General features: G+C 64.5%; 4 protein-coding genes. 2 read left to right on the top strand and 2 right to left on the bottom strand.

The window, feature by feature from the left end; genetic code table 11:
* On the bottom strand, positions 1 to 288 hold a 288-nt coding region (locus tag ACGG9C_RS16925), incomplete at its 3' end, for a vitamin K epoxide reductase family protein (RefSeq protein ID WP_390178945.1).
* 113 nt (positions 289 to 401) lie between these two features.
* Here ACGG9C_RS16925 and ACGG9C_RS16920 point away from each other — a divergent pair.
* Both ACGG9C_RS16920 and ACGG9C_RS16915 read left to right on the top strand, forming a co-directional pair.
* Positions 402 to 761 (top strand): helix-turn-helix transcriptional regulator, encoded by a 360-nt coding sequence (locus ACGG9C_RS16920; RefSeq protein WP_194385460.1) that lies wholly within the window; start codon positions 402 to 404, stop codon positions 759 to 761.
* The gene (locus tag ACGG9C_RS16915; RefSeq protein ID WP_194384908.1) at positions 758 to 1,363 is read left to right on the top strand and encodes a cadmium resistance transporter; all 606 of its coding nucleotides are present in this window, start codon (positions 758 to 760) and stop codon (positions 1,361 to 1,363) included. The genes ACGG9C_RS16920 and ACGG9C_RS16915 overlap by 4 nt, the downstream gene beginning before the upstream one ends.
* 150 nt (positions 1,364 to 1,513) lie before the next feature.
* Here ACGG9C_RS16915 and ACGG9C_RS16910 read toward each other — a convergent pair whose 3' ends face one another.
* Positions 1,514 to 2,506: a cytochrome P450 gene (locus tag ACGG9C_RS16910; protein ID WP_390178944.1), complete on the bottom strand. Its 993-nt coding sequence runs from the start codon at positions 2,504 to 2,506 to the stop codon at positions 1,514 to 1,516.
* Positions 2,507 to 2,827 lie beyond the last annotated feature (321 nt).

Here is a 2,827-nt window from a genome sequence, read left to right as displayed (position 1 = left end):
CCCAAAGGCCCCCGCGACACCGATGTTGAACAGCATCCAGAACCAGCGCGCGAAGTGCGGGACCGCCCACACCGTGACGCCGACGCACACCACGAGCGCGAATCCGACCAGTCCGAGGAACGGATTGGGAACCCCGAATGCGGCTCCTTGAGCGCTGTCGAGGTTCGCGGAGCATTGCACCAACACGGAGAAGTCGCAGCTGAGGCCCGTATCGGGGTTGGTCAGCTTTTCGATCTTCTCGATGGACAGCGCCATCGCTGCCGTCAACCCGATGGCGCCAGACAGCATGAGGAACAAGCCGAAGAAGAATTCACGGCGCACGAACTGTGACAACTTTCACCCATCGCGAGATTTATGCGGGACGGTTAGCGATCACACAGCGAACCGTGTATGTTCATCGTGTGCTGACTATAACTGATCGTCTGGACGTGATGAATCGGCTCGGCCGCGCGATGGCCGACCCGACACGCTCACGCATTCTCATGACCCTGCTTGACGGCCCGATCTATCCTGCGGCGCTCGCCCGCGAGCTGGAGCTCAGCCCGTCCAACGTGTCCAACCACCTGACCTGCCTCCGTGACTGCGGCATCGTCGTCGCCGAGCCCGAGGGCCGCCGAACTCGGTACGAGGTCGCCGACGCCCGTCTCAGCCGGGCGCTTACTGCCCTGCTGGACACGACCTTGGCCGTTGACCATGCAGCCGGGTGCATCGATCCCTCCTGCGCGGCTCCGGAATGCTGCACGACGGAGGGGACCGCATGATCTTCCTCTCCATCCTGCAAGCGATCGGCCTGTTCCTTGTCACGAACATCGACGACATCATCGTGCTGTCGCTGTTCTTCGGCCGCGGCGCGGGACAACGAGGCACGACCGCTCGAATCCTGGTCGGGCAGTATCTGGGATTCGCCGGTATTCTTGGCGCGGCCGTACTCGTAGCTCTCGGTGCCGGGGCGTTCCTGCCTCCCGAGGTCATCCCGTACTTCGGCCTGATCCCGTTGGGATTGGGGCTTTGGGCGGCCTGGCAGGCATGGCGTGGTCGGCACGACGATGACGATGACGATGAGGGCAAGATCGAAGGCAAAAAGGTCGCCGTCTGGGCTGTAGCCGGTGTCACCTTCGCCAACGGCGGGGACAACATCGGCGTCTACGTGCCGGTCTTCCTCAGTGTGGGGCCCGCTGCCGTGGTCGCCTACTGTGTTGTGTTCCTCGCGCTCGTTGCGGTCCTGGTGATCATGGCCAAGTTCATTGCCACGCGACGTCCGATCGCGGAAATCCTGGAACGCTGGGAGCACATCCTGTTCCCGATCGTTCTGATCGGCCTGGGCATCTTCATCCTCGTCAGCGGCGGGGCATTCGGGCTCTGACGCACTACGAGCAAAGTAAACCGGTCTCCCATCCAGAAGCCGGGGTGGGCCTCGGCTTCGGGGGAAGGTTTGGTGCGCCAGACGGTGCGGGGCGGTCGCGCGCATCAGCCGGGGCCTACGTCCCGATCATCGGCCGTTCACCCGCAGACGTTAGGCGGGGATGAGCACGAACCTGTCTTCGGGTTGCGCTGGGAAGCGCCGCAGGTCGACCCGAAAGTCCTGGCCTGGGACTGTGTAGTCCGCAGCGGCCAGCCGTCCCGCAGCGGAAGCGAGGAGGTCCACCGTCGCAGGTTCACCTGGGCAACGGTGGCCGTCCTCGTAGAACCCACCGCCTTGCGGCACAAGAGCGTTGCGGTGCGGCTCGCCCGTGACAAATCGGTCGGGAGCAAAAGTGAGGGGATCTTCCCAAAGCCGAGGATCACGGTTGGTGGCGAAGAGGTCGATGATCACCCAATCGCCTCGCGCGAAACGAACGCCCTCCCATTCCAGATCACGCGCGGCGGTCCCGCCGACCACGGGGAAAAACGGCGTAGTGCGGCGCACTTCCTGGGCAAAGGCAGATCGTGACCCCTCGTCCTCGGCGACGCGCGCACGCCATTCAGGATGAAGATGCAACGCGAGCGCCGCGAACATGATGAAGCGCGCTATCGCAACGGTGGGTCGAAGCAGGTTGAGGAGCTCCACGGCGGCGACGCGCTCCTCGAGCAACCGTCCATCTGCGTCGCGATGGCCAGCCACCTTGGCAGGGATGGTCCCTGTCGGCGAGTCGCGGAGCACCTGTCGCGCCCATGCTTCCGTGCGCAGCCGGAGCGCCCGGCCTCGCACGTTCCGTGGGCCGAAGGATCCTGCGCCGTCGATCATCGCCGCGAACTCGGTCGTTCTTCGGTCGAGGTCGCGGTCGCTGAGCGGAATATCCGCCCACGCACACACTCCGGCGGTCAGGGAGCGCCCGGCCAGCTCCTGCAGGGACACGGGGCTACCGGACGCTGCCGCCCATTCCTGTTGCCACGCCTCCGCGACACGGCGATCCAGATCGGTGCGAGCTGGCGTGTCGAGCATGCCGACGAAAAGCGCTTTGCGATGCCGGTGCTCAGGACCGACGAGCGTCTGTACACTTCCTTCGTCCTGCAAGGAGTGCTTCACCGAGCGAGGCATCGCTCGATCCCGAGTGAATCGGTCACCCTCGTAGAAGAAGCGCACCCACCCGCTGCCGTGAGCGAAAGTCACGCGTCTCCCCAGAAGGCGGGTAGTGAAAGCATCGGTTCCCACCGTGTCGAACCCGTGCTGCCCGAACGCATACCCACGCGCTCGGAACTCGAGCGTTCGATCGCCGGGAAGAACCGGAAGCGCCGACGTCCTCTGCTTCGACATGCACTGACGGTATGTGCCGGAGTACGCAATTGTCGAGGGGCTTGAATAGGCGGCGCAACGTGACCAAGGTCACGATCACGGCAAGAGCCACAG

The sequence above is a fragment of the Microbacterium sp. MTN4-26 genome, from assembly GCF_042846595.1.
GTDB classification, from domain to species: domain Bacteria; phylum Actinomycetota; class Actinomycetes; order Actinomycetales; family Microbacteriaceae; genus Microbacterium; species Microbacterium luteum.
Note: the sequence above shows the minus strand (reverse complement) of the source record. Positions and strands in the feature narration are given on the sequence as shown.